Here is a 24,908-nt window from a genome sequence, read left to right on the forward strand (position 1 = left end):
CTGGGGTCCTATTTGATTCGGTTTCTACATCGAGGCCGCGGTTTTCGCGGCCTCTTGCAAGAATGATTAAACGGTGAAGGCGTCCTGCAGCAGTTTCTCCTGCTGCTCAGCGTGCATGGATGCATAGCCGACCGCAGGTGCAGCAGAAGCTTCACGACCTGCGTACTGCAGGAAGAGCTCCTTCTTGTGCGCGACGGCAACACGACGCATGTGGTGCTGGCTGCAGTACCACGCGCCCTGGTTCATCGGTTCTTCCTGACACCAGACGATGCTCTTGAGGTTCTGGTACGGCGCGAGCACTTCGGCCAGATCCTCTTCCGGGAACGGGTACAGCTGCTCGAGACGAACGATCGCGATATCTTCGCGACCTTCGTTACGACGCTTGTCCAGCAGATCGTAGTAGACCTTGCCGCTGCACATGACCAGACGTTCGACCTTGCTCGGCTCGATCTGATCAATTTCCGGAATCACGGTCAGGAACGAGCCCTGGGTCAGTTCCTCCAGCGTCGAGGTCGCCAGCTTGTGGCGCAGCAGCGACTTCGGCGTCAGGGCCACCAGCGGCTTGCGCAGCGGGCGGATCGCCTGACGACGCAGCATGTGGTAGACCTGTGCCGGCGTAGTCGGTACGCAAACCTGGATGTTGTGCTCGGCGCACAGCTGCAGATAGCGCTCCAGACGTGCTGACGAATGCTCAGGCCCCTGCCCTTCATAGCCGTGCGGCAACAACATGGTCAGGCCGCAAAGACGGCCCCATTTGTGCTCACCGCTGGTGATGAATTGGTCGATGACGACCTGCGCACCGTTGGCGAAGTCGCCGAACTGAGCTTCCCAAACCACCAGCGCGTTGGGCATGGTGGTGGCGTAACCGTATTCGAACGCAAGCACCGCTTCTTCGGACAGGAAGGAGTCGTACAGGTCGAAGCGCGGCTGTCCATCATAGAGATGCTGCAACGGAATGTAGGTGCTGCCATCCTTCTGGTTGTGCAGCGCCGCATGGCGGTGCGAGAAGGTACCGCGACCGACGTCCTGACCGCTGATGCGCACCGGATGGCCTTCGAACAACAAGGTCGCATAAGCCAGTGTCTCGGCGTAGCCCCAGTTAATCGCCAGCGCGCCAGCACCCATCTTCTGACGGTCTTCGAGAATCTTCGAAACCTGGCGCTGAACAACAAAACCTTCGGGAGTAGCCAGCATTTTGCTGGACAGTTCCTGCAGGGCTTTCAGGTCGAAACGGGTATCGTGGCGCGCGGTCCAGGCATGACCCAAATAAGGGCGCCAATCGACGAAGAGCTCCTTGTTGGGCTCTTTGACCAAGCTCTTGACCACGTGCAAGCCATTGTCCAGCGCGGTGCGATATTCATCGACCTTTGCCTGCACCTGCGCATCTTCCAGCACCTTCGACTGCATCAGCGAATCGGCATACAGCTCACGGGTGGTGCGCTGCTTGGCGATCTTCTGATACATCAGCGGCTGAGTACCGCTCGGCTCGTCGGCCTCGTTGTGACCACGACGACGGTAGCAGATCAAGTCGATGACGATGTCCCGCTTGAACTGCATGCGGTAATCGACAGCCAACTGCGTAACGAACAGAACAGCCTCCGGATCATCCGCATTCACATGGAAGATCGGCGCCTGAATCATCTTCGCAACGTCGGTCGCGTACTCGGTGGAGCGCGCGTCTTCCTGCTTGTTCGTCGTGAAGCCGACTTGGTTGTTGATCACGATGCGGATGGTGCCGCCGGTCCGATAGGCTCGGGTCTGCGACATCTGGAAGGTTTCCATGACCACGCCCTGGCCGGCGACCGCCGCATCACCATGGATGGTTACCGGGAGCACCTTGTCGCCTACCGAATCAGAACGACGGTCCTGACGCGCGCGAACGGAACCTTCGACTACCGGGGAAACGATTTCCAGGTGAGACGGGTTGAAGGCCATCGCCAGATGGATTTCGCCACCTGGCGTCATCACGTTCGAGGAAAAGCCCTGGTGGTACTTAACGTCGCCCGAGCTGAGACCTTCGACTTTCTTGCCTTCGAACTCATCGAACAGGTCGCGCGGGTTCTTGCCGAAGGTATTGACCAGCACGTTAAGACGGCCGCGGTGGGCCATGCCGATGACGATTTCCTTGGTGCCGTACGAACCGGAACGCTGAATGATCTCGTCGAGCAGTGGAATCAGACTCTCGCCGCCTTCCAGGCCGAAGCGTTTGGTACCCGGATACTTGGTGCCCAAGTACTTTTCAAGGCCCTCGGCAGCAGTCAGACGCTCGAGCAGATGGCTTTTGATTTCCGACGAGAAGACGGGACGCCCACGGACGCTTTCCAGGCGCTGGATGAACCAGTTGCGCTGATCGGAATCGACGATATGAGTAAATTCGGCACCGATGGTGCGACAATACGTCTCTTGCAACGCTTGCTGAATTTCCCGCAATGTCGCCTGATCCCTGCCCATGGCAAGGTCACCGGTGCGGAAAACCGTATCCAGGTCGGCATCGGTCAAAGCGTAGTTGTTGATGGCAAGATCAGCCGGAGCCGGGCGCTGCTGCAAACCGAGCGGATCAAGCTGTGCAGCCTGATGGCCACGCATCCGGTATGCCTGTATCAGACGCAGGACTTCGACCTGCTTCTTCTCATGCTCGCTACTGACGCTGCCTGCCGAAACAGGCTGTGCGCGACGCTGGTTCTTGGCCAGCAGGACGAAGTGATCGCGAATCGTCGAATGCGAAACATCGGCCGTAGCGCCGCCACTGATGGGCAACTTCTGGAAGTAAGTGCGCCACTCTTCGGGCACAGCGTTGGGATCGTGCAGGTAGAGCTCATAAAGCTCTTCCACATAGGCAGCGTTACCACCGGATAGATGGGCACTGTCCCACATGCGCTGCATTACGCTTTCTTGCATGTCTGGTCACCTTCGATAAGGAGACACCACCAGCGTGGAGACCGCAGCATGACTTCCCAAGTTCTGAAGCAGCGACCCAGGTAAAGCCACTACGGACCGCGCAGATAGTTTCCGAGAACCACCCCGGATGCTCCTGCTGGTCATCAAATTTTCAGAGCGAAATCCCGGCTTTGTGAGCTGAGATTCCTACTAAGACTACGGCGCCGTCGTTGGAACTTCGGCGCCGTAGGTGTCGCGGTAAAGCGTTAGGTGCCTACGGTCACTCAAGTAACCGTTGCCACCCTTGGCACGTCAGGTTGCACTCTGCAACAGCATGTTCCGCACATGACCAATCGCCTTGGTCGGGTTCAACCCTTTCGGGCAAACACTTACGCAGTTCATGATGCCGCGGCAGCGGAACACACTGAACGGATCGTCCAGCGCAGTCAGACGGTTCTCAGTCTCGGTGTCGCGGCTATCGGCCAGGAAGCGGTAGGCCTGAAGCAGCGCAGCCGGGCCAAGGAACTTGTCCGGATTCCACCAGAAGGACGGGCAGCTGGTCGAGCAACAAGCGCACAGAATGCACTCGTACAGACCGTCAAGCTTTTCCCGATCTTCCGGACTCTGCAGACGTTCGATAGCCGGAGCAGGCGTATCGTTCATCAGATAAGGACGAACCTTCTCGTACTGCTTATAGAAGATGCCCATATCGACGGCCAAGTCACGAATAACTGGCAAACCAGGCAGCGGGCGAACCACCAGCTTGTTGCCCTTGACCACGGCCGACAGCGGAGTGATGCAGGCCAGGCCATTCTTGCCGTTCATGTTCATGCCATCGGAGCCACAGACTCCTTCGCGGCAGGAACGACGATAGGAGAAACCTTCGTCCTGTTCCTTGACGAGCGCCAAGACGTCGAGAACCATCAGATCCTTACCATCGGTATTGATCTGGAAGTCCTGCATGTATGGCTTTTCGTCTTTATCCGGGTTGTAGCGATAAACGCTCACTTGCAACATATCGGCGACCTCAGTAAGTCCGGACCTTGGGTTCGAAAGTCGGAACTGTCTTCGGAGAGAAGTTCACGGCACGCTTGGCTACACGCTTCTCACCTGGGAAGTACAGGGTATGGCACAGCCAGTTTTCATCGTCACGCTCTTCGTAATCTTCACGAGCATGCGCACCGCGGGATTCTTTGCGGTTTTCAGCAGCAATGGCAGTCGCTTCGGCAACTTCCAGCAGATTCTGAAGTTCCAGCGCCTCGATACGCGCGGTATTGAACGCCTGGCTCTTGTCAGAAATCTTGACGGTAGCGATACGCTGACGCAGATCAGCCAACTGGGCGATGCCCTTCTGCATATATTCGCCAGTACGGAACACACCGAAGTAGTTCTGCATGCAGCTTTGCAGCTCTTTACGCAGCGAAGCGACATCTTCACCAGCAGTCCGCTCGTTCAGACTGGCCAGGCGATTCAGCGCCACGTCCAAATCGGTTTCCGTAGCACCGCGATGCTCGATACCGTCCTTCAGCGCTTTTTCCAAATGCAGACCAGCCGCACGGCCGAATACGACCAGATCCAGCAGCGAGTTGCCGCCCAGACGGTTGGCGCCATGCACGGATACGCACGCCACTTCGCCTACTGCAAACAAGCCATCGATAATCTTGTCATTGCCGTTGGCATCCTGGGTCATTGCCTGACCGTGGATATTGGTGGCGATGCCGCCCATCATGTAATGGCAGGTCGGAACAACAGGAACCGGAGCAGTGACCGGATCGACGTGGGCGAAGGTCTTGGACAGCTCACAGATACCCGGCAGACGGCTGTGCAGCACTTCTTCGCCGAGGTGATCGAGCTTGAGCATCACGTGATCGCCGTCCGGACCACAGCCGTTGCCAGCCAGGATTTCCTTAACCATCGAGCGAGCAACGACGTCACGACCGGCAAGATCTTTCGCGTTCGGAGCATAACGCTCCATGAAGCGCTCGCCGTGCTTGTTGATCAGGTAACCACCCTCACCACGGCAACCTTCGGTCACCAGCACGCCAGCACCTGCGATACCCGTCGGGTGGAACTGCCACATCTCGATGTCCTGAACCGGCACACCGGCACGCAGCGCCATACCGATACCGTCACCGGTATTGATCAGGGCGTTGGTGGTGGATGCATAGATACGACCGGCACCGCCGGTGGCCAAAACCACAGCCTTGGAACGGATATAAACCGTTTCGCCGTTTTCGATGCAGATCGCGATGATGCCGACGATGGCACCATCCTGGTTCTTCACCAGGTCGACGCCGTACCACTCATTAAGGAAAGAGGTGCCGGCTTTCAGGTTGGCCTGATAAAGCGTGTGCAGCAGCGCGTGACCGGTACGGTCGGCCGCAGCACAGGTGCGGGCAGCCTGACCGCCCTTGCCGTAGTCCTTGGACTGACCACCAAACGGACGCTGGTAGATACGGCCCTGCTCGGTACGAGAGAACGGCAGCCCCATGTGCTCCAGCTCGAACACCGCTTCAGGTCCAACGGAACACATGTATTCGATAGCGTCCTGGTCGCCGATGTAATCGGAACCCTTGACGGTATCGTACATATGCCAACGCCAATCATCGTTCGGATCGGCCGAAGCGATAGCGCAGGTGATGCCACCCTGAGCGGATACGGTATGCGAACGGGTCGGGAAAACCTTGGTCACCACCGCAGTTTTGTGGCCACCCTGGGCCAGCTGCAGCGCGGCGCGCATGCCCGCGCCACCGCCACCAATAATGATGGCGTCATAAGAAAGAGTACGAATGCTAGCCATGGATCAGATACCCCAAAGAATCTGCACACCCCAGACGAAGAATGTGAACATGGCGATGCCACACACTGCCTGGAAGAGGAAACGCACACCGGTAGCCCACTTACCGATTGCCATGTTGGTCAGGTAGTCAGTGGAAATGGTCCACATACCAACCCATGCATGCACACTCAGGGCGACCAGTGCCAGCAGACTGAAGATACGCATCCAGCTGGACGAAAAGAGTCCCTGCCACTGAGCGTGTTCCAGCCCCGGATTCACAAGCAGGTATCCGATCAGAAAAATGAAGTAAGCCGCGAGAACCACCGCAGAGACGCGCTGAGCCATCCAATCGTACAGACCTGAACGCGAGAAGTTCGTGACGTTAGTTACCATATCCAGACTCCCGCCAGAACGATCAGCACCGCCGAAACGGCCAGAACGATTTTCGAGCCCAGCTTGCCGCCTTCCAGCGTCTCACCATGCCCGGTGTCCATGATCAGGTGACGCACACCAGCCACCAGGTGATACAGCAATGCAGAAAGCAGCGCCCAGATCACCAGCTTGGCTAGCGGACTGCTGATATACGCTTTCACTTCTTCGAAGCCTTCGGCAGAAGAAAGCGAGACATCCAGCGCAAGCAGCAGAATGGCCACACCAACAAACAGTATCACGCCGGAAATGCGGTGAAGGATTGAGGTGTAGGCAGTGATTGGGAGCTTTATTGTCCTAAGATCTAGGTTTACAGGTCGTTGGCTTTTCACGGCTTTTTTTCACACTTGAGAGCCCCCGAAAACGCAGGGCAGTTGTTGGGAAGAGCACGCAGCGGTACCCGCCACCCACGAGTGACAACCCACAGGAAACTGCCTGTTAGGCCCCTGCCGGTCGGTCGCCGAGTATAAACAGTTAGGTGGCTAATGACAATGTGGTGAAGTGCCACTAAAGGCGCATGGCGTCCCTGATTACAAATGCCGTAAATAGCATCTTCTGGTTGCGAATTCACCCGTAAAAGCCCTCTGTAACAGGGCGCCCGCGTAAATTGACTTTGAGATTTATCTCACTATAGTGATGCGGGCCCTGCGTGGGGGGCCATGATGATTCCAAGCATAAAACAGGAGGCCATACATGGCTGACAACAAAGCGCAGTTGATCATCGAAGGCGCAGACGCCATCGAACTGCCCGTTCTAACCGGCACCGTAGGGCCTGACGTAATCGATGTTCGAGGCTTGACCTCCACGGGTCGTTTCACCTTCGATCCCGGCTTCATGTCCACCGCCTCTTGCGAATCCAAGATCACCTACATCGACGGTGACAAAGGCGTTCTGTTGCATCGCGGCTACCCGATCGAACAGCTGGCCGAAAAAGCAGATTATCTCGAGACCTGCTACCTCCTGCTGAATGGCGAATTGCCTACCGCCGAGGAAAAGGCGAAGTTCATCAGCACCGTGCAAAACCATACGATGGTTCACGAGCAGCTCAAGTCCTTCCTTAATGGCTTCCGCCGCGATGCACACCCCATGGCCATCATGTGTGGCGTTGTCGGTGCGCTGTCGGCCTTCTATCACGACTCGCTGGACATCAACGACCCGAAGCATCGCGAAATTTCAGCGGTGCGCCTGGTCGCCAAGATGCCGACACTGGCCGCCATGGTTTACAAATACTCCATGGGTCAGCCGATGATGTATCCGCGCAACGACCTGAACTACGCTGAAAACTTCCTACACATGATGTTCAACACACCTTGTGAAGTGAAGCCGATCAGCCCGGTGCTGGCCAAGGCTATGGACCGCATCTTTATTCTGCACGCCGATCACGAGCAGAACGCTTCTACCTCTACCGTCCGCCTTGCCGGCTCCACCGGCGCCAACCCATTCGCCTGTATTGCCGCTGGCATTGCAGCGCTCTGGGGGCCGGCACACGGCGGCGCCAACGAAGCCGTCCTCACCATGCTGGACGAAATCGGCGACGTATCGAACATCGAGAAGTTCCTGGCCAAGGCCAAGGACAAGAATGATCCATTCAAACTGATGGGCTTCGGCCATCGCGTCTACAAGAACTTCGACCCGCGCGCCAAGGTCATGAAGCAGACCTGCGACGAAGTGCTGGGTGAGCTGGGCATCAACGATCCGCAACTCGAGCTGGCTATGAAGCTGGAAGAGATCGCGCTGAACGATCCCTACTTCGCCGAGCGCAACCTGTACCCGAACGTCGACTTCTACTCGGGCATCATCCTCAAGGCGATCGGCATTCCGACCAGCATGTTCACGGTGATCTTCGCGCTGGCACGCACCGTCGGCTGGATTTCGCACTGGAAAGAAATGATCGCATCCGGCCAGAAGATCGGACGCCCACGTCAGCTGTACACCGGCCACCCGCAGCGCGATCTACCTCGCTGAGTTGTTAGCTGGAAATACAGTCCAGGACTGCTAACGAACCCCGCCAAATCGGCGGGGTTTCGTTTTTCTGGGCAAGTAAATTGTTGTCTCCCCAGAGAGCCTGACCCATCTTGATCGCTCCATGTTCCCGCGCGGGAGTCGTTGCTCCGACGCTCTGCGCGCTAGACACTCGCAGCTGACTCAGAGCGTCAATCAGTAGCGGCCTCACGCGGGATCAAATGGCCAACAAAACCAAGGAGAGACACTCCGAACATCGGTATCGGCGTAACCAGGCGGGAGCGCAAGAACGATCAAGCCGGTGAACAGATCAGGCAGTCGCCTGCTCCAGCCAGCCAAGCAATCGAATCGCATCATCCCGATGATCGCCACAGACACTACGATCAGCCATGAAAGCAGCACAAACAGCCGGCCGCGTAGGATGACCAAACAGCCCGCACAGATTCGAATCGGAAAGATGCAAACAACGCGCTCCAGCCGGCTTACCGAAAGGCATGCCAGGGATAGGCGAACTGATCGAAGGGGCAATACAGCAGGCACCACAACCGGGACGGCAATTCATTCCAATGTTCCGAAATGAAAAAAATGGGCGGCGATAATAATCGTTGCCTGGGCAGAAGCACCAGAGCCCGCAATAAGTGCCGGAAGCTTGCTAGGCGAACTGCATCCAATAGGGCTTTCTGTCACTCGCCAGGCGGAAACCGATTGCTCTTGGCACCGCACCGCCGAACAATCCGGACTGCAAGACAGACTGTCCATTCACGCGGACATTACAGCCCGGCATGTCGCTTCCGCTGGACAGCGATCCGCACTGACGAACACCCCAACCAAATTTCATCTTCATCGAGCTAGAGCGGCGCGACACCAGACGATCGACCGGCTATCGGGAGCCGAGCCTCAGCGCTTGCGCCTGGCACGCGTTTGGCTCCATCTGATGCGCCTGGCCGCTGCCGTATTCTTTCGCCCGGGCGCACTCGCCTCGTGGCGTCTGCCGCGGGCACGACAACAAGAAGAAGGAAGCCCCCATGAAAGCACTCCGTGCAACCCACGCACGCCGCTCGGCGTCGTCGCGTCTGCTGCTTGCCGCACCCGCTCTACTGGCAGCGGCAATTGCCCAACCCACTCTTGCCGCCAGTTGCAACGAACTCTCCGGAGCCAAGATTCCAAGCGCGGCGATCGCATTACCTACATCCGGCGCCAGGGTAACGTCCTCCACCCTGGTGGCTGGCGGTGGCAATGCGCCGCAGACCTTCGGCGCGCATTGTGACCTGAACGTGGAAATCGCCCCGGTCGACCCGAGCGCACCGACGATCAAGATGCGCATCGTTCTGCCGGAGCAGTGGAACGACAAGGCGATGATGTACGGCGGTGGCGGTTATAACGGCACCGTCCCCAACGTGGCTGGCAACGTCCCGGCCGGACCGATCGACCAACCGACGCCGCTGGGCCGTGGCTATGCCGTATTCGCCAGCGACTCGGGGCATGTCGCCAACCCGGTTAACCCCGGTGATTTCGCTTGGAACGAAGAAGCGCTGGCCAACTATGCCCACGATGCGCTGAAGAAAACCCGCGACACCGCAATGTACCTGATCGAACAGCGTTACGGTCGCCAGCCGCTGCGCAGCTATTTCGCCGGCGGCTCGACCGGTGGGCGCGAGGCGCTGGCCGTGGTGCAGCAATGGCCAAAGGACTTCCAGGGGGCAATCGTGCTCTACCCGGCCTACAACGCGGCGGCGCTGGATCTGCAATTCGGTCGCATCACCAGAGCCTTGGCGGCGCCGGGCGCCTTCCCCAGCCTGGAGAAACGCGCGGCATTGCTGGAGGCCGCGATGCAGGCCTGCGACGGACTGGACGGTGCGCGTGACCGAGTGATCAGCAATCAAAACGCCTGCAATGCCCGGTTCGATCCGGCCAAGGCCAAACTCAACGGCCGTCCGCTGCGCTGTCGTGGCGGGGCCGATACGGGCAACGACTGCCTGTCCGATGCGCAGATCAAGGCGCTCAAGGTGTTCGACACGCCCATCCGTTTCAGCCGGCCGCTGGCCAGCGGCGAGCGCGGCTATCCCGGCTTCAATACCTGGGGCACCGATCTGGGTCGTCCAGGCGACGGGTTGCAGTTGGTGGTCAATCGGCTGGGCTTGAATACATTGCAGCCGGACTATCCGATGCCCGTACACGGCACCGGTTTCGCGGAGGGAGCGCCTTATCATTCGGGGTTCTGGGATGAGTGGGTGCGCTACTTCGTCACCCGCAATCCAGTCTTCAACTCGTTGACGCTGGACCCGACCAACCTGGGGCCCTGGCAGGCCCGAGTCGATGCACTGTCGCTGCGTCAGGACGTCAACCAGACCGATCTCTCGGCGTTCGCCGACAACGGCGGCAAGATTCTCATGGCTCACGGCACCTCGGATCAGCTGGTCAGCCCCCGCGCAACGGCCGAGTACTACCAGCGCGTGCAGCGGGACATGGGCGTCGGCCAGACCCGGCGGTTCATGCGGTATTACGAAATCCCCGGCTACGCCCATGCGGCCAGCACGGTATTCAACGCCGCCTGGGACTCGTTGACGGCGCTGGAGAACTGGGTCGAACGGGGCATCGTGCCCAAGCGGCAGATCGTCACCGACACCGCCGCAGTGCCGGGTCGTACCCGTCCGCTGTGCGAATACCCGGCATGGCCGAAGTACGTAAGCAAGCGCGACGTGAATAAGGCTTCGAGCTTCGCCTGTGTCAAAAGCCGGAAAGGCTAGTAATTAAGCGTGGGATGGGTGCGAGCCCATCTCACTGAAGCAGCCGGTGTCGCGATCATTGCATGAGCATGGAGCGCGACACCGGCTGCGCGCACGATGCCCCCTGTCGGCGACATAGACTGCTCCAGTTATCCACGCTCGATCACCAGCAAGCGTCCGACTCGCTGGACATCTGCGGCCCGCCATTTCAGTACATGTCCAGTATGGCGGACAGTATGGATCGCCCCTCGCCCTCTTCGCATCTGCCGGGCCAACCGCCTGCCCCCCTCTGGCTCGCTTGTTTCAGGTTCCATTCATCTTTTTTCGCTTGGTTTTAAGGGACTGGCACGGCATTCGCTCAAGCAGTTCCATCGTTCCAGACAGGCGCAGACCTGAATCGGTACGACTTTGCCAGTGATTCATCCGCAACGCTGCACCCATAACAACAAGAGGAAACCCCATGCAACATGACCGCAAGACCATCTGCCAACTGCTATGCGCAGGCGCCGCACTGAGCGTCGCCGGACCCGCCAGCGCGGCTTTCTTCGACGACAGCAAAGCGGCCATCGAGCTGCGCAACTTCTACATGAACCGCGACTTTCGCGGCAGCGAGTCCACCCAGGCCAAGGCCGAGGAATGGGCTCAGGGCTTCATTCTGAAATTCGAATCTGGCTACACCGAAGGTCCGATCGGCTTCGGTGTCGATGCCCTCGGCCTGCTCGGCGTCAAGCTCGACTCCAGCCCGGATCGTACGGGTACCGGAATCCTGCAGCGAGACAGGGAGGCGCCTAACCGCGCTCAGGACGATTACGGCTCCGCCGGCCTGACGGCAAAGGCGAAGATGTCCAACACCACCCTGCATGTCGGCACGCTGCAGCCGGTTCTGCCGGTGATCATGCGTAACGACAGCCGCCTGCTGCCCAACACCTATCGCGGCGCCTGGCTGCAGAGCAAGGAAATCGACGGCCTCACCCTCGACGCCGGCAAGCTCACCGATGTCAGCTATCGCGACTCGTCGGACAGCGAAGACATGACCGCTTTCAACGGCGGTCTGCGCAACATCACTTTTGGCAACAAGACCACCAGCGACGAATTCCTGTTCGCTGGCGGCCGTTACCAGTTCACTCCAGAACTGACCGGCAGCTACTACTACGGCGGGCTGGATGGCATCTACGACCAGCACAACTTCAACGTCGTGCACGTGCTGCCGATCGGTGATAACCAGAGCTTCAAGACCGATCTGCGCTACGTGCGCTCCACCGACGATGGCGGCAGCAACGTCGACAACAACGCTTTCGGCGCGCTCTTCACCTACAAGATCGGTGGCCATGGCTTCACTGGCGGCTATCAGAAGATGAGTGGCGAGACCGGTTTCGCCTACATCAGCGGCGGCGATAACTCGCTGATCAATCTGTTGCAGATCAATGACTTCGGCAACGAAGACGAGAAGTCATGGCAAGTCCGTTATGACTATGACTTCGCTGCCATGGGCATCCCCGGATTGAGCCTGATGACCCGCTACGTGACCGGCGACAACGTCGATCGCGGTGCCGGGCTGAGCGAAGGCAAGGAATGGGAACGCAACACCGACGTCGCCTACGTAGTCCAGAGCGGACCGTTGAAAAACCTCGGACTGAAGGTGCGCAACGCGACCGTGCGCAGCAACTTCGGCAGCGATCTGGACGAAACCCGCTTGATCCTCAGCTACACCATGGCGCTGTGGTAACAAAGCAGCGTCACTGAGAGCTTCCACTCCTCGTTGGTTTTACCGGGCCTGTATGGCCCGGTTTTTTTGGTTTGGCGTTATAGAGAGCAGGTAGCTGTTGGACTGGCAAGTTTGTGTGTTCACCTGTTTGGCATTTGAACGCCGCCTCGGTGTTTTCTGAAGCTCCTGGCTGCGCTCCTCGCTCTCTGTGTTGAACGACTGCCAGCGCTCAGGCGCGCACTCGGCCGCCCCTTCAGGAGGGTGAGCGACGATGGAGTGAAACGGAGCGTAGCGAAGTAACAGCCCAGGCTGGCCCGAAGGGCGAGCGAAGCGAGTAACGAACCCCGGCGCAACCGGGGCCGGATGGCGGGGCAAGCGTTTTTGGTTACTTTTCCGGGGCCGGCCATCCGGCGTCTGGAAAAAGTGACTCGCCCAGCAGGGCGAAACGGAAGGCATCAGCGAAACGCGGCAATCAACTTGTAACACCAACCTCGAACACACGAACTTACCAGTCCGGCATCAAGATCAATCCTCCCCAAATCCCGCGATGAACCTCCGTTTCGTTCCAATCAACCGCGAAGAAAACCCAACATGCGCTGCGTAAAAGCATCGCCAACCTCGACATTGGACAGATGCGCGGCCTCGAACTCCACCAACTCGGCATTTGCGATGCGCGCCTGCATGAAGCGCCCATGCTCGGGCGTGGTTACAGGGTCCTTGCTGCCGCAGACGATCAGCGTCGGCACCTTGATCGCGCCCAGCTGCTCACGGTAATCAGCATCACGCACCGCTGCGCAGTTAGCGGCATAACCTTCGGGCGAGGTGCTGGCGATCATCTGGGTGATGCGCTGCGTCTGTGCCGGCTGCTGCTCGGCGAATGCCGGGGTGAACCAGCGTGCGATGGAGGCGTCGCGCATGTCGCGCATGGTCTGCTCGCCACCCTTGAGCACGGTGTCGATGCGCTCGTTCCAGACGTCGTCAGTGCCGATCTTCGCCCCGGTATTGCAGATCACCAACCGCGTCAGCCGCTCGCCAGCATTGATGCCCAGCCACTGGCCAATCAGCCCGCCCATGGACAGGCCGCAGAACGCGAAACGGTCGATACCGAGGGAATCGACCAGGCCCAAGACGTCCTGCCCAAGCTGCTCGATGCTGTACGGTCCCGGCGTAACGGCCGATCCGCCGTGACCGCGCGTGTCATAGCGCAGCACGCGGAACTGCTCGCTGAACGCCGGAATCTGCGCATCCCACATATGCAGATCGGTACCCAAGGAATTGGACAGCACCAGCACCGGCGCATCGACCGGGCCATCGAGACGGTAGTTGAGTTCGCCATCGGCGAGTTTGACGGTGGGCATAGGAATCTCTCCAGGAAGTCGGTCTAAAGGTAGTCGCAAACGAGCGAAAAACGATGACTTGCGGCGTGCCGCGGCACAAGGAATTCATCAAAGGCCGTGTATGCGGTGATGGGGATAAGAACGGTGGGCTAAAGCCCACCCTACCGGAGCTTGATTAGCCGTAGGGTGGGCTTCAGCCCACCATCCTTCGCGCAAGAAGTCAGACCCGCTCGACCGCCAGCGCCAACCCCTGCCCCACACCCACACACATGGTCGCCAAGCCGAGCTTGCCACCGGACTTTTCCAGCGCGTGCACGGTAGTCATGACCAGGCGCGCGCCGCTCATGCCCAGCGGGTGGCCGAGGGCAATCGCACCGCCCTGCGGGTTGACCTTCAGACTGTCGTCTTCCAGCCCCAGATCACGCGTCACCGCCAATGCCTGCGCGGCAAAGGCCTCGTTGAGTTCGATCACATCGAAGTCGCTTACGGCCACATTCAACCGCTCGCACAGCTTACGCACAGCCGGCACCGGGCCGTAGCCCATCACCCGTGGCGCAACGCCGGCACTGGCCATGCCGAGCACCTTGGCGCGCGGCGTGAGGCCGTATTTCTGCACCGCTTCGGCGCTGGCCAGGATCAGCGCGGCCGCACCATCGTTGACCCCCGAGGCGTTGCCGGCGGTGACCGTCTTGTCCGGCCCGTTGACCGGTTTCAATTTGGCCAGCGCTTCGGCACTGGTATCGGGGCGCGGATGCTCGTCGGTATCGACGACGGTGTCGCCCTTGCGGCCCTTGATCACCACCGGGACGATTTCTTCGGCGAAGAAGCCCGCCGCCTGCGCCTTGCCGGTACGCTGCTGGCTGCGCAGGGCGAAGGCATCCTGATCTTCGCGGCTGATCTTGTGTTCTTCGGCCACGTTGTCGGCGGTCTGCGGCATGGCATCGACGCCGTACATTTCCTTCATCTTGGGGTTGATGAAGCGCCAGCCAATGGTGGTGTCTTCGATCTTCTGCGTGCGACCAAACGCAGTATCGGCCTTGCCCATCACATAGGGCGCGCGGGTCATGGACTCGACGCCACCTGCGATGGCCAGCTCCATCTCACCGCAGGCGATGGCGCGGAAGGCGCTGCCCACCGCATCCATACCCGAAGCGCAAAGACGGTTGAGCGTCACGCCCGGCACGGTTTCCGGCAGCCCGGCCAGCAACGCAGCCATGCGCGCCACGTTGCGGTTGTCCTCGCCGGCCTGGTTGGCGCTGCCCATGAAGACTTCTTCGATGGCCGCCGGATCGAGCTGTGGATTGCGCTCCAGCAGCGCTTTGATCGGGGTTGCGGCCAGATCGTCGGCGCGCACGGCGGCCAAGGCGCCGCCGAAGCGGCCGATGGGCGTACGTACGGCGTCGCAGATAAAGACTTCGCGTGTCACTCGTCACCTCCAGATTGTCCGTGGGCGGCGGCCGTGCGGGCCTCCAGGGCGCGCAGGGCAACCAGTTCGTTGTCGGTCGGCGGCGCGGTTTCGCTGAGATCGTCAGCGAAACGGATGGCCCAGCCGGTGTTCTCGATCACCTGCTCGCGGGTCACGCCCCGGTGCAGCGAGGTCACCACGAATTCATTGGACCCAGCTTCGGGCTCCATGATGCACAGATCGGTGATGATGCCTACCGGCCCGCTGCCCGGCAGCCCGAGCTGCTTGCGATGCTCGCCGCCCTCGCCGAAACCGACGGATGTGATGAACGCCAGCTTGTCGACGAAGGTGCGGTGCGATTGCTTGAGGATGATCAACACCTGCTTGGCCGAGCCTGCAATTTCCGGCGCCCCGCCCGCCCCTGGCAAGCGAACTTTCGGTTGGTGATAGTCGCCGATCACCGTGGTGTTGATGTTGCCGTACTTGTCCACCTGCGCCGCGCCGAGAAAGCCCACATCGATGCGCCCGCCCTGCAGCCAGTAGCGGAAGATTTCGCCGGTAGGCACCACGGTATCGGCGGTCTCGGCTAGCTCGCCGTCACCGATGGACAGCGGCAATACCGAGGGCTTGGCGCCAATGGGGCCGGACTCGTAGATCAGCACGACTTCCGGCGCATGGGTCAGGCGCGCCAGGTTCGCCGCCTTGGACGGCAAGCCGATGCCGACGAAACAGACGCTGCCATCGCCAAGGCGGCGCGAGGCGGCCACGGTCATCATCTCATTGGTGCTGTAGTCATTGGCGTGAGCGCTCATTACTTGGCCTCCTGCTGCGCGGCCAGCTTGGCCTGGAATGCACTGAAATCGGGTGTATCGCGGATGAATTCATCGATCCAGGCGGTGAAGGACTCACGGCTGCGGGCAATCGGGTCCCAATCCTGATAGAAGCGGTTGTCGCGCTCGTAGTAGCCGTGGGCGTAGGACGGATGCGCCCCGCCCGGCACCAGGCAGACGGCGGTCAGCGCCCAGGTCGGCAGCACGCAGGCGTTCATCGGCGCCTGCAGGTCGTCGACGATTTCTTCGACGGTGACGATGCAGCGCTTGGCCGCCAGTGCGGCTTCCTTCTGTACGCCGAGAATGCCCTGGATCAGCACGTTGCCCTTGCGATCGGCCTTCTGCGCGTGAATCACGGTGACGTCCGGACGCACGCTTGGGACCGCCGCCAGCTTCTCGCCGGTGAAGGGGCAGTCAATGAACTTGATCATCGGATTGACCTTCGGCAGGTCGGAACCCAGGTAGGCGCGCAGCACCGCGAACGGCAGGCCTGATGCGCCGGCGACGTAGGCGTTGGCCAGGTCGGCGTGGCTATGCTCTTCGATCTCCAGCGGCTGCGGCCACTGCTTTTCCACCGCATCACGCAGGCGGTGCAGCGAGCCGACGCCGGGATTGCCGCCCCAGGAGAAGATCAGTTTTTTTGCGCAACCGGCACCGATCAGCAGGTCGTAGACCAGGTCGGGCGTCATGCGCACCAGCGTCAGATCCTTCTTGTCCTGACGGATGAGCTCGTGGGCGGCGGCGGTGGGAATCAGATGGGTGAAGCCTTCAAGGGCGACGGTGTCGCCATTGCTAACGAAGCGATCGATTGCTTCGCCAAGGGAAAGAAGCTCGGCCATGGGTCAGTCTCTTGTGGTCGTGGGTGCACCCGCTAGAGAGTGCTTACGACCCACACTAACCATCGCCAGGCCCTGGAACAATCCGATAATCGATTAATCGTTCGTTAATCGAACAGAATGATGGCCTAGGAGTTAATGATTCTACTGCGGGTAAAGACTCCGTTCTCGCTGCGGTGGGCTGAAGCGGAGCGCCGCCCAGCACACCCTACGGTCGTACCCCGTGCAGGCGAAATCGGACGGGATTGCCCTACGGAAGAACACGCCAAGGTCCCGCTCCGGCTGCCTGTCCGCTTCGAGTTCAGCGACGTAGGGTGGGCCGGGCGGCGCTCCGCTTCAGCCCACCGGTGATGGCAGCTGGACCAGAGTCGGGGCACGCTTCACCGATCCGACTGCGGCATCGCTGTCAGTGAAACAGCCGCGTACTCAGCTCCTTGCTCGCCTCCAGCAACACCGGCAGAAAGCGCGTTTCCAACTCCTGCCGTGTCACCCGACCGGCATGAGTACCGACGTTCAACGCGGCTAACACCTGCCCGGCAGAATCCTTCAGCGGGACGGCCAGCGAGCGCAAGCCGACCTCCAGTTCCTGATCGATGATCACCCAACCCTGCTGGCGAATCTCGGCAATGGCCGCGCGAATGGCCTCGGGCGTATGCAGCGTGCGGCTGGTCTTGATCTGCAGATTGGCGTGTTCCAGGTAGTCGTCCAGAGCGGCGTCATCAAGCGCCGCCAACAGGATTCGGCCCATGGAGGTGCAATAGGCCGGCAGACGGCTGCCCACGCTGAGATCCACCGAAATCAATCGCTGCGGCGTCGCTGAGCGTGCGACATAGAGCACTTCGTCGCCCTCCAGCGTGGCCATGGAGCAGGCTTCGTGCAGTTGATCACTGAGGCGGTCGAGGATCGGCTGCGCGGTGACCGCCAGCGGCGTCGATGACAGGTAGGCGTGGCCAAGGGTCAGCACCTTGGGCAACAGCGAATAGGTGCGCCCGTCGGTGGTGGCGTAGCCGAGCTTGATCAGCGTGTGCAGGCAGCGCCGCACCGCTGCACGGGGTATCTCCGTGCGGTGGCTGATCTGTGCGATGGTCAGATGGCGTTTTCGCTCTTGGAACGCGTGAATCACCGCCAGACCGCGGGCCAGCGAGGTCATGAAGTTCGGGTCGCCGGTCAGGGCTTCGATGCGTTTGGCCGGCGACGCGATGATCGCCGGCGCGGTGGGCGCGATGCTAGGGCGGGATTCTTCGTTCATGGGCGGACAGCCTTGTCGAGAGCGATGGGCGATTATCGTCCACAAGTTCGATAATCGCAAAGCACATCACCAAGGCCGATGACGTTCTAGAGCAGTTGCCAGGTGTAATTGAAGATCAGCCGGTTCTCGTCGATATCGCTGCGGTAGTTGGAGCGCGCGGTGACGTTGCGGACCCGGACGCCAAGACCTTTCAGCACACCGCCCTGAAAGGTGTAGCCGATATCCAGGTCGCGCTCCCACTCCTCGCCCTCGAAGCCGGCGCCGGTATCGACGTTGTCGCCACGGATGTAGCGCACCGTGGAAACCAGCCCGGGGATGCCTACCGCGGTGAAATCGAAGTCATGCCGCACCTGCCAGGAGCGCTCGTCGGCACCGGCGAATTCATAGGTGGGCACTTCGTTGCCCAGCGGCGTGACGTTGTTGAACACCCTCGGAAAAGCTTCGTCGCCTAACATGGCCTGATAGCCGACCATGAAAGTGTGCCCACCATATTTGGCAGAGAGCTGGGAGAACGCCGCCTGGTTGTCGATATCACCGAGCAGCCGGTCGCCGTCTTCACTACTGTCGTAGAAACCGAGGTTGGCGCCCAGTACCCAGTCGCCCACCGGCTCGCTGTGCTTGAGGCTGTAGAAGCACTGGTTGTAGATATCTTCCAGCTGCGCATACCAGACGCCCGCCGAAGTGCGCTTGTCGTTGAAGGCGTAATCGGCACCGGCATAGTTGAAGCGGTCGGTTTCGGCGTTGCCGCCCAGCTGCGGCACATGGCCGAGCTTCGCGCGCATTGAGCCGTCGCCGGCTTCATTGAGCACGCTGCCGGAATGCAGCTGGCCGGCTTGCAGGGTCAGCCCATCGATCTCCTGCGAGACGATGCTGGCGCCCTGGTAGGTAGGCGGTAGCAGGCGGATGTCGCTGAAGGTCAGCACCGGCAGGTTGGGTGTCAGCTCGCCGACCTTCAGCTCGGTTTTCGACAGCCGTGCCTTGAGCGCGGCGCCGATGCGGCCGAAGTCGTCCGCTGCCTTGCCGTCACTGCCAGTCGGCAGCAAGCCGGTATTGACCCGGTCGGCGCTGCTGTCGAGCTTGATGCCCAACTGGCCCAGTACATCCACGCCGAAACCGACCGTACCCGGCGTGTAGCCGGATTTGATGTTGAGGATGAAGCCCTGCGCCCACTCCTCCGACTTTGACTGCTGGTTGGCGCCGACGATGTCGGAGAAATCCCGGCTGAAGTAGTAGTTGCGCGCCTGCAGAGTGGCGCTGGCACCTTCGATGAAACCGTCTTCGGCAACTACTTCGCATGCGCTGAGCGCTACGCCGACCGCCAACGAGAGGCGTGATATCTGCGTCTGGTTTTTCATGGATTTCCTCATTGTTGTTGTTTTTCAAGGTGCACGCTGCCGGCCCTTCCGGCGTGGCCGGATGAGCGCGACAAGAGTTTTCGATCGTTAGCTGGTGCGCTAGGCAATGCCTTCAGCGCGCGGGTTGCTCCCGTTGGAGGTTGGCACCCTGGTTCTCCGGGGCCTTTGCCGGTTTTCTCAGGGTCAGCAGCAGGTGCGCGGCGATCCCGAAGATCAGCCCCCAGAAGGCGGCGGATAGGCCCAGCAGCGACATGCCCGAGGCGGTGACCAGAAAGGTGATCAGCGCCGCCTCGCGATCCGCCGGGACCGACATGGCGCCATGCAAGGCGGCGCCGATGGCCGACAGCAGCGCCAGCCCAGCCAGGGCGGCAATCAACGCCGAAGGAAAGGCCGTGAACACCGACACCAGGGTCGCACCGAAGATGCCCAGCAGCAGATAGAACACGCCGCCGGAAACACCGGCGATGTAGCGTTTGCCGGGATCTTCGTGGGACTCCTTGCCGGTGCAGATTGCCGCGGTGATCGCCGCAAGATTCAATCCGTGGCAGCCGAAGGGTGCGAGCAACAAGGTGCCCAGTGCACTGCCGCTGATCAGTGGACTTGCCGGGGTCTGGTAGCCGGCATTGCGCAGCACCGCCATGCCAGGCACGAACTGGCCGGTCAGCGCCACCATTACCAGAGGAAAGGCCACGCCCAGAATCACCTGCCAACTGAATTCGGGAGTGATCCATACCGGTTTGGCCAAGCCCAGCACCAGCGCTTCGCTGCGCAGCTCGCCGCTGCCAACCGCCATCGCGACGCCCACTACCAGCACCGCCATCACCGCGTAGCGCGGCATGGTGCGCTTGAACAGCAGGTAGGTAGCGAACATCGCCAGTACCAGCCAGGGCTGGTCCTTCACCGACACGAACAGCTCGGTACCGAAGCGAAACAGGATGCCGGCCAGCATCGCCGCCGAAATCGCCGCTGGAAGTTTACTGATCACCTTGTCGAAGGCGCCGGACAGCCCCACCAGGAGGATAATCAGGTTCGATACCAGGTAGGCGCCCACCGCCTGGTTCATGCTGATGTCCGGCAGCATAGTCACCAGCAACGCCGAGCCGGGCGCCGACCAGGCGATGACGATCGGCACCCGGTAGCGCAGGCTCAGCAGGATACCGAGCACACCGCTGCCGATGGAGATGGTCCAGACCCACGACGAGAGCACATCGTGCGGCAGACCGCCCGCCTTGGCGGCCTGGAAGATGATCACCAGCGGGCCAGCGTAGGAAATGATGGTCGCGATAAAACCGGCAACCACGGCGGAGAGGGAACAATCCCTGATTAGCGTTTTCATGACGCCTCGCAAGACAGGCCTGGCTATCCGTGACGGTGTCCGGATCGCTCTTGTTGTTGGGTGAGCGGTTAAACGGTGGAGCGGGACGTCATCAGAGCCGGGGGATGGGTGAAACGTCATCCACCCTACGAGTCTCGGAACTGGCGTAGGGTGGATATCGCTTCACCCATCCACCACACGGAGCCCGCGAAGAGTGGATGGTAAAGAGCCTCATCCGACAGGCTCAGGCTTCCTGTAATGCGCGCGGGCGCTTGCTGCGCTGCTCGGCTTGCGGCGCTGGCGCCTGCTGCAACTGGAAGTCGAACTCCACTTCGGCGAAGCGCCCTTCCACACCGCGCGCATGGGCGGCTTCAGGATCGTCGTTGAAGTGGATGTCGCCGATCAGACCGTCGCGCGTCGCGTAGGCGAAGTCGTCCCACAGGTACTTGTCGCCCGCCAGGTTGATCTGCGTGGTGAGATGGCGATGGCCCGGCGCGGAGATGAAGAAGTGGATATGCGCCGGACGCTGACCGTGACGGCCTAGCAGATCGAGCACTTCCTGCGTCGGACCATCCGGCGAGCAGCCGTAGCCGGACGGCACGATGCTGCGCGCGCGGTAGCGGCCTTCGGCATCGGTGACGATGCGCCGGCGCAGGTTGTACTCGGACTGGCTCTTGTCGAAATAAGAGTAGTTGCCCTGGGTGTTGGCGTGCCACAGATCCACGGTGGCGCCGGCCAGCGGCTTGCCGTCGGGCCCGGTGACCTTGCCCTGGAGGAACATGACGGTCGCCACGCCGTCTTCGCTGCCGTCGTCCATGCGGGCCTCGCCCTCGACGATCGGCGCGCCGGCCACATACAGGGGGCCTTCGATGGTGCGCGGGGTGCCGCCGGTGAGGCCTTGCTGCTCGTCCTTGGCGTCCTGCAACAGATCGAGGAAGTGTTCCAGACCCAGGCCAGCCACCAGCAGACCGGCTTCGTTGCGACCACCGAGACGGTTGATGTAATCCACCGCTTTCCAGAACTCATCCTGAGTGATTTCCAGGTCTTCGACGATCTTTGCGGTGTCGACCAGGATGCGGTTGATCACAGTCTTCAGGCGGCTGTCGCCGGCGTCGTTGTTGAAGCCACTGGCTTCCTTGAAGAACTGCTGGATGGCGTCGGAGTGGGAGATTTTCACAGTCATGGCTCAGGCCTCATTTTGTAATTGTCATCGCACGGGTTAACTGACCGGAGCGGACCCCGGCCTTCACGCGATTGTCAGCTATCGTCTTCACGGATCGACGACGGATGGCGGCATAGCGCCTCGACTTCGATATCCATGTAGGGGAACAGCGGCAGCTGCATCAGGGTGTCGTGCAGTTCCTGCACGCTGGCCACGTCGAACACGCTGTAGTTCGCATATTGGCCGGCGATACGCCACAGGTGGCGCCACTTGCCCTCGCGCATCAAGCCCTGGGCCAGTTCCTTCTCGTCGGCCTTGAGCTTGGCGGCCTTGGCCGGGTCCATGTCCACCGGCAACTTCACGATCATCTTTACGTGGAACAGCATTTTTCCAACCTCCGTTTTACTTGCGGCTGAAGAACGCCAGGCGCTCTTCGTCCAGAGTCAGGCCGAGGCCGGGCGTGCGCGGCACTTCCAGCTGGAAGTCGCGATAGACCGGCGCCTCGCTGACGATTTCTTCGGTGAGCAGCAGCGGCCCGAACAGCTCGGTGCCCCAAGTGAGTTTGTTCAGGGTGACGAAGGCATGGGCGGAGGCCAGGGTGCCGATGGCGCCTTCGAGCATGGTCCCGCCGTAGAGGGCGATGCCGGCCGCCTCGGCGATCTGCGCGGTGCGCAATACAGCGCGTGGGCCGCCGTTCTTGGCGATTTTCAGGGCGAAGATGCTGGCGGCGCCGTCGGCGGCGAGGCTGAAGGCGTCTTCCACGCTCTCGATGGATTCGTCGGCCATGATCGGCGCCGGGCTGCGCTGGTTCAGGCGCACCTGACCGGCGCGATTGATGCGCGAGATCGGCTGCTCGATCAGGTCGATGCCGTTGTCGCCCAGCACCTGGCAGGCACGTATGGCCTGGGACTCGTCCCAGTACTGGTTGACGTCGACGCGCACGCTGGCGCGCTCACCCAGCGCCTTCTTGATGGCGATGACGTGCTTGAGGTCGGCGTTCACATCGTTGGCGCCGATCTTCAGCTTGAAGATCCGGTGGCGGCGGATGTCGAGCATCTGCTCGGCTTCGGCGATGTCCTTGTCGGTATCGCCGCTGGCCAACGTCCAGGCGACTTCCAGGCTGTCGCGCACTCGCCCGCCGAGCAGCTCGCTGACCGGCAGCCCCAGGCGCTTGCCCTGGGCATCGAGCAGCGCGCTTTCCAGGCCGGACTTGGCGAAGGTGTTGCCCTTGGCCGCCTTGTCCAGGCGCAGCATGGCGGCATTGATATTGGCCGCATCCTGGCCGACCAGCAGCGGGCCGAGGTGGCTGTCGATGTTGGTCTTGATGCTCTCCGGGCTTTCGTTGCCGTAGGCCAGGCCACCGATGGTGGTGGACTCACCAATGCCTTCGATACCGTCGCTGCAACGCACGCGGATGATCACCAGCGTCTGCTGCTGCATGGTGTGCATCGCCAGCTTGTGCGGGCGGATGGTGGGCAGATCGACGATGACGGCATCGCTGCTTTCGATCAGGGTGTGGCTCATATCGGCTCCCGGAGTTCTGGTTCAGTAATCAGGCTTTCGCCGCCGACAGACCGGCTGGCACGCCATTGCTGCTGCGCTGCCCGGAAACGGCGAAAACGGTCATGGCCAACGCAGCGATCACGCCTGGAATCGCGAAGGCCATGAAATTCAGTTGCAGCGGCAGGTTGATGCCCAGCAGCGCCCCGCCCAACAACGGACCGACGATGGCGCCGTTGCGGCCGATACCGGACGCCCAGCCAAGGCCGGTGGAGCGAATCGACAAGCCGTAGAATTGCGCAGCGGCTGCGTACAGCAGAATCTGCGTGCCAATGACGGTGGCGCCGGCGATGGTGATCAGCGCGTAGAGCACCGGCATCGGCGTTTTGAAGCCCAGCAGGCTGATGGACACCACCGATACTGCGAAGAAGGCCACCACGACCTTGGCCAGATTGAAGCGATCGCCCAGCCAGCCGCCGAGAATCGCACCGAACATGCCACCCAGATTCAGCGCCACCAGGAACGACAGGCTCGACCCCAGGCTGTAACCGGCGTTAGCCATCAGCTTCGGCAGCCAGGAGCCCAGCGCGTAGACCATCAGCAGGCAGCAGAAGAACGCGATCCAGATCGACAGGGTGCGCACGCCGCGGCCGTCGCGGAACAGTTCCAGCACCGAAGCGCTCTTGCCCTTCACTTCGTTCATCACCAGCTCGTCGCTGGCGCTGAGGGCAAGGCTCGGTTCGATCTGGTTGAGCAGCTTACGGGCCTGTTCGGTACGGCCCTGGCGCACCAGGAAACCCACCGATTCGGGCAGCTTCCAGAGAATCACCGGCAGCAACAACAGCGGCACGGCGGCGGCGAAGAACATCGCCTCCCAGCCGAAGCGCGGCAGCATGTAGATGCCCAGCCCGGCGGAGAACATGCCACCCAGCGAGTAGCCGCTGAACATGATCGCCACCAGGGTGCTGCGCAGCTTCTTCGGCGCGTATTCGTTCATCAGCGCAACGACGTTGGGCATCAGCCCGCCGCAACCGAGACCGGCCAGGAAGCGGAAGATGCCGAACTCCGTTGGCGTGCTGGCAAAGCCGTTGAGCACGGTCGCCGCGCTGAACAGCAGAAAGCAGATCGCGATGCCCTTCTTGCGTCCGATGCGGTCAGCCAGGGTGCCGAAGATCAGCGCGCCGAACATCATGCCGAACAGCGCGTAACTGCCCAGCGCGCCGGCCTGCAGCGGGGTCAGCCCCCATTCCTGCATGATCACAGGCAGGACCACGCCGTAGATGAACAGGTCATAGCCGTCGAAAATCAGCAGCAATGCGCACAGGCACATGACCAGCCAGTGAAACTGGCTGAAGCGGGCGTTATCGATGATTTCGTGAACATCTACTTTTCGCATGGCAAGGCTCTCTATTGTTTTTGTTGTAGAAACTGCGTGTCGTTA

General features: G+C 60.9%; 20 protein-coding genes. 3 read left to right on the top strand and 17 right to left on the bottom strand.

Features of this window, described 5'->3' with window-relative positions; translation table 11 throughout:
* Positions 1–66: 66 nt before the first annotated feature.
* The 5 genes from E0D86_RS18655 to sdhC all read right to left on the bottom strand — a co-directional run bounded on the left by E0D86_RS18655 (position 67) and on the right by sdhC (position 6,417).
* Positions 67–2,898, bottom strand: a complete 2,832-nt coding sequence (locus E0D86_RS18655; RefSeq protein WP_131651546.1) for a 2-oxoglutarate dehydrogenase E1 component — start codon at positions 2,896–2,898, stop codon at positions 67–69.
* Positions 2,899–3,189: 291 nt separating this feature from the next.
* A complete protein-coding gene (locus E0D86_RS18660; RefSeq protein WP_131651547.1) occupies positions 3,190–3,894 on the bottom strand; it encodes a succinate dehydrogenase iron-sulfur subunit in 705 nt (234 codons plus the stop codon).
* A gap of 10 nt (positions 3,895–3,904) precedes the next feature.
* The gene (gene sdhA, locus E0D86_RS18665; RefSeq protein WP_131651548.1) at positions 3,905–5,677 is read right to left on the bottom strand and encodes a succinate dehydrogenase flavoprotein subunit; all 1,773 of its coding nucleotides are present in this window, start codon (positions 5,675–5,677) and stop codon (positions 3,905–3,907) included.
* 3 nt (positions 5,678–5,680) lie between these two features.
* Positions 5,681–6,049 carry a succinate dehydrogenase, hydrophobic membrane anchor protein gene (gene sdhD / locus E0D86_RS18670; RefSeq protein WP_131651549.1) on the bottom strand — a complete coding sequence of 123 codons (369 nt, stop codon included), beginning with the start codon at positions 6,047–6,049 and terminating at the stop codon, positions 5,681–5,683.
* Positions 6,043–6,417: a succinate dehydrogenase, cytochrome b556 subunit gene (gene sdhC / locus E0D86_RS18675; RefSeq protein ID WP_131651550.1), complete on the bottom strand. Its 375-nt coding sequence runs from the start codon at positions 6,415–6,417 to the stop codon at positions 6,043–6,045. The genes sdhD and sdhC overlap by 7 nt, the downstream gene beginning before the upstream one ends.
* Before the next feature lie 361 nt (positions 6,418–6,778).
* On the opposite strand from sdhC, the gene gltA reads away from it, so the two are divergent.
* Entirely contained in the window at positions 6,779–8,050 is a 1,272-nt protein-coding gene (gene gltA / locus E0D86_RS18680) for a citrate synthase (RefSeq protein ID WP_131651551.1), read from the top strand.
* 307 nt (positions 8,051–8,357) lie between these two features.
* Here gltA and E0D86_RS21700 read toward each other — a convergent pair whose 3' ends face one another.
* Entirely contained in the window at positions 8,358–8,609 is a 252-nt protein-coding gene (locus tag E0D86_RS21700; protein ID WP_131651552.1) for a YkgJ family cysteine cluster protein, read from the bottom strand.
* 463 nt (positions 8,610–9,072) lie between these two features.
* On the opposite strand from E0D86_RS21700, the gene E0D86_RS18690 reads away from it, so the two are divergent.
* Together E0D86_RS18690 and E0D86_RS18695 are read left to right on the top strand one after the other, a co-directional pair.
* The gene (locus tag E0D86_RS18690) at positions 9,073–10,794 is read left to right on the top strand and encodes a tannase/feruloyl esterase family alpha/beta hydrolase (protein ID WP_131651553.1); all 1,722 of its coding nucleotides are present in this window, start codon (positions 9,073–9,075) and stop codon (positions 10,792–10,794) included.
* A gap of 439 nt (positions 10,795–11,233) precedes the next feature.
* Positions 11,234–12,499 (top strand): OprD family porin, encoded by a 1,266-nt coding sequence (locus E0D86_RS18695; RefSeq protein WP_131651554.1) that lies wholly within the window; start codon positions 11,234–11,236, stop codon positions 12,497–12,499.
* Between the two features lie 548 nt (positions 12,500–13,047).
* Here E0D86_RS18695 and pcaD read toward each other — a convergent pair.
* The 11 genes from pcaD to E0D86_RS18750 all read right to left on the bottom strand — a co-directional run bounded on the left by pcaD (position 13,048) and on the right by E0D86_RS18750 (position 24,863).
* The gene (pcaD, locus tag E0D86_RS18700) at positions 13,048–13,836 is read right to left on the bottom strand and encodes a 3-oxoadipate enol-lactonase (RefSeq protein ID WP_131651555.1); all 789 of its coding nucleotides are present in this window, start codon (positions 13,834–13,836) and stop codon (positions 13,048–13,050) included.
* 199 nt (positions 13,837–14,035) lie between these two features.
* Positions 14,036–15,241 carry a 3-oxoadipyl-CoA thiolase gene (gene pcaF / locus E0D86_RS18705; protein WP_131651556.1) on the bottom strand — a complete coding sequence of 402 codons (1,206 nt, stop codon included), beginning with the start codon at positions 15,239–15,241 and terminating at the stop codon, positions 14,036–14,038.
* Positions 15,238–16,032 (bottom strand): CoA-transferase subunit beta, encoded by a 795-nt coding sequence (locus tag E0D86_RS18710; RefSeq protein ID WP_131651557.1) that lies wholly within the window; start codon positions 16,030–16,032, stop codon positions 15,238–15,240. The genes pcaF and E0D86_RS18710 overlap by 4 nt, the downstream gene beginning before the upstream one ends.
* On the bottom strand, positions 16,032–16,889 hold the full coding sequence (locus tag E0D86_RS18715; protein ID WP_131651558.1) for a CoA transferase subunit A: 858 nt from the start codon (positions 16,887–16,889) through the stop codon (positions 16,032–16,034). Before E0D86_RS18715 ends, E0D86_RS18710 begins: the two co-directional genes overlap by 1 nt.
* 403 nt (positions 16,890–17,292) lie before the next feature.
* On the bottom strand, positions 17,293–18,135 hold the full coding sequence (locus tag E0D86_RS18720; protein ID WP_131651559.1) for an IclR family transcriptional regulator C-terminal domain-containing protein: 843 nt from the start codon (positions 18,133–18,135) through the stop codon (positions 17,293–17,295).
* Positions 18,136–18,221: 86 nt separating this feature from the next.
* Positions 18,222–19,490 carry an OprD family porin gene (locus E0D86_RS18725; protein WP_131651560.1) on the bottom strand — a complete coding sequence of 423 codons (1,269 nt, stop codon included), beginning with the start codon at positions 19,488–19,490 and terminating at the stop codon, positions 18,222–18,224.
* Between the two features lie 112 nt (positions 19,491–19,602).
* Positions 19,603–20,826, bottom strand: a complete 1,224-nt coding sequence (locus E0D86_RS18730; RefSeq protein ID WP_131651561.1) for a benzoate/H(+) symporter BenE family transporter — start codon at positions 20,824–20,826, stop codon at positions 19,603–19,605.
* A 223-nt stretch (positions 20,827–21,049) separates the two neighbouring features.
* Entirely contained in the window at positions 21,050–21,988 is a 939-nt protein-coding gene (gene catA / locus E0D86_RS18735) for a catechol 1,2-dioxygenase (RefSeq protein WP_131651562.1), read from the bottom strand.
* Positions 21,989–22,062: 74 nt separating this feature from the next.
* Positions 22,063–22,353 (bottom strand): muconolactone Delta-isomerase, encoded by a 291-nt coding sequence (gene catC / locus E0D86_RS18740; RefSeq protein ID WP_131651563.1) that lies wholly within the window; start codon positions 22,351–22,353, stop codon positions 22,063–22,065.
* Between the two features lie 16 nt (positions 22,354–22,369).
* Positions 22,370–23,491, bottom strand: a complete 1,122-nt coding sequence (locus E0D86_RS18745) for a muconate cycloisomerase family protein (RefSeq protein WP_131651564.1) — start codon at positions 23,489–23,491, stop codon at positions 22,370–22,372.
* A gap of 28 nt (positions 23,492–23,519) precedes the next feature.
* The gene (locus E0D86_RS18750; RefSeq protein ID WP_131651565.1) at positions 23,520–24,863 is read right to left on the bottom strand and encodes an MFS transporter; all 1,344 of its coding nucleotides are present in this window, start codon (positions 24,861–24,863) and stop codon (positions 23,520–23,522) included.
* Positions 24,864–24,908 lie beyond the last annotated feature (45 nt).

Source organism: Pseudomonas sp. IC_126 (genome assembly GCF_004331835.1).
Classification (GTDB): Bacteria; Pseudomonadota; Gammaproteobacteria; order Pseudomonadales; family Pseudomonadaceae; genus Stutzerimonas.

What these genes read in the sequence shown, in the direction of transcription:
- E0D86_RS18655 (WP_131651546.1), bottom strand. Translation starts at nt 2,898, where the DNA reads ATGCAAGAAAGCGTAATGCAGCGCATGTGGGACAGTGCCCATCTATCC.
- E0D86_RS18660 (WP_131651547.1), bottom strand. Translation starts at nt 3,894, where the DNA reads ATGTTGCAAGTGAGCGTTTATCGCTACAACCCGGATAAAGACGAAAAG.
- sdhA (WP_131651548.1), bottom strand. Translation starts at nt 5,677, where the DNA reads ATGGCTAGCATTCGTACTCTTTCTTATGACGCCATCATTATTGGTGGC.
- sdhD (WP_131651549.1), bottom strand. Translation starts at nt 6,049, where the DNA reads ATGGTAACTAACGTCACGAACTTCTCGCGTTCAGGTCTGTACGATTGG.
- gltA (WP_131651551.1), top strand. Translation starts at nt 6,779, where the DNA reads ATGGCTGACAACAAAGCGCAGTTGATCATCGAAGGCGCAGACGCCATC.
- E0D86_RS21700 (WP_131651552.1), bottom strand. Translation starts at nt 8,609, where the DNA reads ATGAATTGCCGTCCCGGTTGTGGTGCCTGCTGTATTGCCCCTTCGATC.
- E0D86_RS18690 (WP_131651553.1), top strand. Translation starts at nt 9,073, where the DNA reads ATGAAAGCACTCCGTGCAACCCACGCACGCCGCTCGGCGTCGTCGCGT.
- E0D86_RS18695 (WP_131651554.1), top strand. Translation starts at nt 11,234, where the DNA reads ATGCAACATGACCGCAAGACCATCTGCCAACTGCTATGCGCAGGCGCC.
- pcaD (WP_131651555.1), bottom strand. Translation starts at nt 13,836, where the DNA reads ATGCCCACCGTCAAACTCGCCGATGGCGAACTCAACTACCGTCTCGAT.
- E0D86_RS18710 (WP_131651557.1), bottom strand. Translation starts at nt 16,032, where the DNA reads ATGAGCGCTCACGCCAATGACTACAGCACCAATGAGATGATGACCGTG.
- E0D86_RS18715 (WP_131651558.1), bottom strand. Translation starts at nt 16,889, where the DNA reads ATGGCCGAGCTTCTTTCCCTTGGCGAAGCAATCGATCGCTTCGTTAGC.
- E0D86_RS18720 (WP_131651559.1), bottom strand. Translation starts at nt 18,135, where the DNA reads ATGAACGAAGAATCCCGCCCTAGCATCGCGCCCACCGCGCCGGCGATC.
- E0D86_RS18725 (WP_131651560.1), bottom strand. Translation starts at nt 19,490, where the DNA reads ATGAAAAACCAGACGCAGATATCACGCCTCTCGTTGGCGGTCGGCGTA.
- E0D86_RS18730 (WP_131651561.1), bottom strand. Translation starts at nt 20,826, where the DNA reads ATGAAAACGCTAATCAGGGATTGTTCCCTCTCCGCCGTGGTTGCCGGT.
- catA (WP_131651562.1), bottom strand. Translation starts at nt 21,988, where the DNA reads ATGACTGTGAAAATCTCCCACTCCGACGCCATCCAGCAGTTCTTCAAG.
- catC (WP_131651563.1), bottom strand. Translation starts at nt 22,353, where the DNA reads ATGCTGTTCCACGTAAAGATGATCGTGAAGTTGCCGGTGGACATGGAC.
- E0D86_RS18745 (WP_131651564.1), bottom strand. Translation starts at nt 23,491, where the DNA reads ATGAGCCACACCCTGATCGAAAGCAGCGATGCCGTCATCGTCGATCTG.
- E0D86_RS18750 (WP_131651565.1), bottom strand. Translation starts at nt 24,863, where the DNA reads ATGCGAAAAGTAGATGTTCACGAAATCATCGATAACGCCCGCTTCAGC.